Origin of the sequence: Streptomyces sp. AK02-01A, from assembly GCF_033795305.1 — a bacterium.
Classification (GTDB): Bacteria; Actinomycetota; Actinomycetes; order Streptomycetales; family Streptomycetaceae; genus Streptomyces.
Map to the genome: position 1 here is coordinate 1 of NZ_JARBAE010000099.1, position 5,582 is coordinate 5,582.

A 5,582-nucleotide genomic window follows, 5' to 3' on the forward strand; every position below is an offset into this window, starting at 1 on the left:
GCGCACTGGCGCACCCCGCCTGCCCTCACGGCCAACAGCGCGCCGCCCCCGCCCGGCGCCCCTCCAGACGTCCCTTCTCCGGACACCGCCTCGGAGCCCCACACGCACCCCACAGGAGACGCCTGATGACCGTAGCCACCTACCAGTACGTCGACCTGCCCGATGCGTCCGTGGTCACCACCCGGGCCCTGCTGGCCGCCCGGGAGAACATCGCCGACACCGTCGCCGCGCGGGCCATGATGTGCATCCACGGCGGCGCCGGCCACGGCAAGACCCTCGCGGTCAACACCTGCCTGCGCGCACTCGAACCCAGCGAGGACGTCCGCAAGATCACTTTCCGGGCCCGGCCCACCGCCCGCGCGGTGCGCTACGAACTGTTCACCGCACTCGACCTGGCCGGTGAACCACCGCGCCATCCCAGCGAGTTCGACCGCCTGCTGAAGACCGCCCTGGCTGAGCGCCCCCGCACCTTCCTCGTCGACGAGGCCCAGTGGCTCAACGGGGAGGCGTTCGAGTACTTCCGCTACCTCTGGGACGAACCCTCCACCCAGCTCGCGATCATCTTCGTCGGCGGGGAGGGCTGCCACACCGTGCTGCGCCGCGAACCGATGCTCTCCTCCCGCATCTTCATCTGGCAGCACTTCACCCGCCTCACCCCCAACGAGGTCCTCGAGGTGATCCCGCTGTTCCACCCGATCTGGGCCGACGCCGACCCTGACGACATCACCTTCGCCGACAGCCACGCCGCACACGGAAACTTCCGCGCCTGGGCCCAGCTGACCGCCCACACCCGCACCGCCCTGGCACGCACCGGCCGCCCCCGCGTCGACCAAGAGCTGCTGCGCTGGGCCTTCAGCCGCCTTGCCTGACACCCCACCACCATGCCGCTCGCCGCGCCATCGCCGCCCGTCGCCGTGGTCATCGACCGCAATGACGACATGCTCCACACGCATACCGCCCTGGCTGCCCACCACCCGCCGTCCGGCCGGATCACCCTCCACCCCGGCCCGGGCACCACCAGCGAAACCGGCCTCGCCCACTGTGCGTTCTCGTTCATGGTGAAGCTGTGTTATCGGCCTGACCTGTGTAGATGCAGGTAGCTGAGAGACGCTGAGGAGGACGTTCAATAGCGCTTGACCTGCAAGGCTGCAACTTGGTTGAGAAGGCTGCATCTAGAGTGAGAATCCCGGGCTGGGCGGAGGTTGATCCGGACTGGCTGCGCTCGGAGGTGTCCGCGGCGGGCGGGCGGCGCAGACTGAGCGCTCGCGGGGAGGGCGGGGGCAGCGCACCCCAGCGCCCGACTTCGGCCCCGCCCCCCGAGACCCTCGACTTCGGCTAGCCAACTACTCCATCGACAGCGCCATGCTGTCCGGTGCCAGCGCCATACACACGCACGCGCACCAACAGGGCCACCCGATCCGGATGTGGGTTTCCTTACTCACGAGGGCTTCACAGCTCAAGCACTGAGGGGTACAGCCGCAGGTCGCACAGTCGGCGCACTTCATCCGGCCGCACGTCCCGCACAAGGTGTCGCGTGGCGGCGGGCCATCGGGGAAGCACCCACGGCACTGATGGTCGCCGCACTCGCCGCAAGTCGTCATCACTGTCCCAGCATCACCGTCCACGTGGGTGCGCGTGCAGTGACACACGTAGACGGACGCGGGTTACACGAAAGATCATCCGTGTGACCCGCGTCCGTCTACCTGGGAGGCGGATACGTGGTCCCCAGGCGAACTCGAGGTCGTCCAGCAGGACGTCCTCCAGCTCCTTCTCCCATTGGCCGCGCAGACCGAACGGGTTGGTCTCCATCCGCTCCAGGATGACCAGGGTCTCGGGCTGTCCGATCAGCGCGTACCGGCCGTGCGATGCGGGCCTGCTGCCCGGCCCGTACGCCCGCAGCAGCTCCTCCAGACGGGCGCGGTGCTGCTCCACGAACGCCTCCAGGCGCTCGATGTACCCGTCGCGCTCTTCGGTGCGTACCGCGCTCAGCGCGACGTCCAGGAACTCACCGTCCGGCCAGTGACGCGTCCCCGGCGCGGCCAGGGCCCACGGGAACCGCTCCGCCGCCGCCAGGACGTTCTTCGCGTCCAGCGTCGGCACCGGGGCCGGTTCCTCCACCGGCGCCTCCTCCGGGGCGGGGGAAGTTGGCTGCTGAAGGTGGGCGAGGAGCATGGCGCTGGAGGCGGCGCGCCCGCGCTGGGCGGTGGCGGTGGTGTCGGCGATGCGCAGCAGGTAGCTGGCGACGTCGCGGACACCGGCGAACCAGCCGTCCTCGAACCGTTCCTCGGACCCGTGCGGTGCGCTGCTCTCGGAGACCCAGGTGTGGGCGCCGGCCACCGCACCGGCCTCCACCTTCGACACGATGTCGTCGGCCTGCTCGTGTCCGATTCTGACGGCGGCCAGGGCCTGGAAGACGGTGAACCGCGCGTCGGTGGCCTCGCTCTGGTGCTGGCTGATGCGGGCCAGTTCCTGGCCGTACGTGTCGGCGTCGTGCTGCTCGGTTTTCACGTGGTGCCTCCCTTGTCTGTTCGGGTGCGGTTGGCGACCCAGTCCGGATCGCGTACGGGCGCCGGCGCCTGCGTGTCGGTGGCCGGGGCGCGCATGATGCGCCAGCTGGTGTGCGGCGCGGTGACGACGTGGACCAGGACGACGACGGCCTGGCGGCCGAAACCGCCCCGGGCCCACGGCCGGGTGAAGTGGACCTGATCGGCTGCCCAGTCGCCCGCGCGACGTCAGAGGCGAAGGCGTCCGAGCAGATAGCCGGCCGCGAGCGCGGCGGCAACGGTGACGACGATGCCCATCACGACCACCGCATCCCGACCTGGGACAGCTGCTCCATCCGCTCCGGGGACAACGTCGCGGCCCTGCTCCGCTGATTGCTGACCCATGCCCCCAGACGGAACTGGAGCTCCCAGCCGTCCTGGGAGAGCACGGTCTCGACGTGCTTGCGGGGTACTTGGAGGTGGCCTTCGCGCTCGTAGAACTGTCGGGCGGCCGCGAGGTTGGCACTCCACTCGTCGGCCTGCGTACGGCGCGGCTTCGGCTTCTCGTCCTCGGTCGCGGGTGTGATCCCGAGGACTTGCTCGCACATCCACTGCTGCACGCCGGTGAGCTGGTCCCACCCGAGCCGTACCGACATCACCCACCGCCCGAGGTCCTCGCCCTGGCGCAGGACTTCGCCCGCCTCGGTGGGCAGCGTGCCGCCCGCGTCCAGGTGCATCCGCACGAGGTGGAAGGAGCGCTGCCAGGTCACCGGCCACGAGGGGCACCAGGACGCGTCGATCTCCTCCAGCTGCTCGCGCCGGGTGTCCGACAGCGCCCCGGCCGATGACTCCACCGGCAGACCCTCGGCACGCCGCTGCTCGTTCTCGGCAGCCTTCCGGGCGGCGGCCCGCGCGTTCTTCAGCCAGATGCCCACCGCCGCGCCCTGGAACGTGGCGTCCAGCGGCGCCAGGAGGTGGCCGTTCTCGGCAGCCCACCCGCGCGCGGCGGCAAGGCCCTCCGCCCAGGCGACGTCGAAATGGGACCAGATCATGCCGAGCTTCTCCAGCTGGGTGACGCGGTCCTCGTCCATGTTCCCGCGGGCGTAGAAGCGGCGGGCGTCGGCGGTCCACTGTCCGAGAGGGAACCCGGCGAGCGAGGCCGGCCACCCCTCGGCTTCCGCCTCCTGGTCGTCGACGGCCGGGACGCGGAACGTGAACGGCACCTTCAAGTCGCCGTGCTCGCGGGCGTAGATGACGGCTGCCTCCACCCCACGCCGCCAGTGCTCGTGCTCCGGGTTGACGACTGATGATCTGCGGGTTTTTGTCGGTGGTGGTTCGGCATTGTGATGTCAGTGCGGTGGGGTGGTGGGTTTCTGCTGTTCAGTGGGTTGTCGTGGGCGACTTCTCTGCTGTCATGGATGCCGATCTGATGCTGACGTTTTTGGCGATGGTGCGGGTCAGTTGGTTGCCGGTTGGGATAGCGGGAAGGGTGTTGCCGCTGATCAGGGCCTGTGTGAGCAGCACCGGCCACTCCCGGTCCCAGCCCCGCCAGCTTGGCCTGAACCCCACGCCACCAGAACATCCAGGGTGTCCACCAGTTCGCCCCGCTCCTGCAGGTACCCCTTGAACATCCCCCACTGCACCCGCTTGACCGCAGCTTCTCGCCCGGGCAGGCAGGTCGCACTTCACTCCGGTTTCCCCGCCAACCGGCGGGCCCGTTTCCGCTCGGCCCGGAACAGCGGCCTGAACTCCTTGAGGACGTTCTTCGTCCTGAACGCCACCTTGGCCGTGACGGTGATAGTGCGTGCCTCGCTCATACCGTCATCGTCCCGCCCCGGCTTGCAAACCAGCTCCAGCCTTGCCGTCCGGCGCCGCTGACGATGAGGGCGGGGAGTTTCTCCAGGAGAGCGGGGGCGGCCGCACCGAGGCCGAAGGCCCACCAGGGGGATATGGGGGCGGTGCAGGCGGCCGCGCAGGCCAGGCCGGCGCCGATGGTGATGCGCAGGACGGTGGTGATGCCGTAGGCCAGCGGGCCGGGGTCGGTGACCTTCTCCTGATGCCATGGCAGGCGGCGGTGCTTCCGTACGGCGGTGATGTAGTCCAGCGCCTCGATCGCGAGGCCGCCGAACGCGCCCCATAAAGTCGGTTTCAGCCACTCCATGCACCGACGGTAGCGGCGGGTGCCGGCTCCAGGGAGCCGTTAGGCGTTTCCTGCTGCTCCTGTTATCGATGAAGTGTCCGTCGTCGAGGGGTCGGTCCGCCGTCGTAGACACCCCGGCGCAGCTGGGGCTGCTGCGATCCGGGAGCCAAGATCACGTGTCGAAGGGCAATGGGGTGGATGATGTCGCCTTCTACGGCAGTGGGTTCAGGTTGTAGCGGATTCCTGTTGCGGTGAGGCGGAGTTGTTCGCCGTTCTGGACTGTGATGAAGGGGAATAGTGGGCTGTCCGGGGCACGCTCTTTGAGCTGTGCGTGGATGACGGCGGCGCGTATGAGGCCGCGTGTCCAGGTGGGGAGTGGGTAGACCTGGCATTTGCGGTGGGCCGTGCTGTCGTGGACTTTGACGGTGGTCGCTGTTTCGTTGATGTCGATACCGCGGATGAGCGCGAGTCGGCTGATGTCTGCTCCGGTGACTGCGTGGATGGTCAGGGCTGTGGCGTGCAGCGGATACGCGACCGTTGTCAGCCGTGCGGCGAGGACGTCTGCTGGTGTGCGGTCATCTCCTTGCGCGGGCGGTGCGCCGGTCGTCGTGGGGACGAGTTCGGGTGCGCCGGGGCACCGGGCGCGTTTCGGACGGTCCGTCACCGTGCCACCGGTCGGCGCCGGGGAGGTGAGCCACTGCCCGTCGTCCTGGCTGGGGGCTGGTTCGATGGGCCTCTGTTGTCCGGCGTTTCGGGTGCCGGCCGGTGAGTGTCTTGTGCGGCCCAGGACGGTATGGGCCTGGGGGAGGGTGTCGATGATGTGATGCGGGATTCCTTCGAGGAGCGTTCTCAGGACGGGAGTGAAGTTTCCCCGTGATCATGGACACGTTTCCGTTATGCCGCGAGGGCCTGTCCCTGCTGGTAGCGCAGGCGTGTTTCGTGGGGCGTGAGGTAGCCCC

At 69.0% G+C, this 5,582-nt stretch carries 8 protein-coding genes and 1 pseudogene; 2 read left to right on the forward strand and 7 right to left on the reverse strand.

Going from position 1 to position 5,582, the window contains the following annotated elements; all coding sequences use genetic code 11:
• The first annotated feature begins 125 nt into the window (after positions 1-125).
• The gene (locus PV679_RS35735; protein ID WP_319685455.1) at positions 126-869 is read left to right on the forward strand and encodes an ATP-binding protein; all 744 of its coding nucleotides are present in this window, start codon (positions 126-128) and stop codon (positions 867-869) included.
• Positions 870-881: 12 nt separating this feature from the next.
• Complete coding sequence (locus PV679_RS35740; RefSeq protein WP_319685456.1) at positions 882-1,100, forward strand: hypothetical protein; 219 nt, start codon at positions 882-884, stop codon at positions 1,098-1,100.
• Positions 1,101-1,614: 514 nt separating this feature from the next.
• On the opposite strand, the gene PV679_RS35745 is transcribed toward PV679_RS35740, so the two are convergent.
• The 7 genes and pseudogenes from PV679_RS35745 to PV679_RS35770 all read right to left on the reverse strand — a co-directional run bounded on the left by PV679_RS35745 (position 1,615) and on the right by PV679_RS35770 (position 5,287).
• Entirely contained in the window at positions 1,615-2,508 is an 894-nt protein-coding gene (locus tag PV679_RS35745; protein WP_319685457.1) for a hypothetical protein, read from the reverse strand.
• Between the two features lie 292 nt (positions 2,509-2,800).
• Entirely contained in the window at positions 2,801-3,535 is a 735-nt protein-coding gene (locus PV679_RS35750) for a helicase associated domain-containing protein (RefSeq protein ID WP_416069878.1), read from the reverse strand.
• 9 nt (positions 3,536-3,544) lie between these two features.
• Positions 3,545-3,760: pseudogene (locus PV679_RS36325) on the reverse strand (helicase associated domain-containing protein); the annotation flags it as partial.
• 103 nt (positions 3,761-3,863) lie between these two features.
• Positions 3,864-4,007, reverse strand: a complete 144-nt coding sequence (locus PV679_RS35755) for a hypothetical protein (protein WP_319685458.1) — start codon at positions 4,005-4,007, stop codon at positions 3,864-3,866.
• 161 nt (positions 4,008-4,168) lie between these two features.
• Positions 4,169-4,300, reverse strand: a complete 132-nt coding sequence (locus PV679_RS35760) for a hypothetical protein (RefSeq protein ID WP_319685459.1) — start codon at positions 4,298-4,300, stop codon at positions 4,169-4,171.
• On the reverse strand, positions 4,297-4,644 hold the full coding sequence (locus PV679_RS35765; protein ID WP_319685460.1) for a hypothetical protein: 348 nt from the start codon (positions 4,642-4,644) through the stop codon (positions 4,297-4,299). Before PV679_RS35765 ends, PV679_RS35760 begins: the two co-directional genes overlap by 4 nt.
• Before the next feature lie 190 nt (positions 4,645-4,834).
• Entirely contained in the window at positions 4,835-5,287 is a 453-nt protein-coding gene (locus tag PV679_RS35770; RefSeq protein ID WP_319685461.1) for a hypothetical protein, read from the reverse strand.
• Between the last annotated feature and the right edge of the window lie 295 nt (positions 5,288-5,582).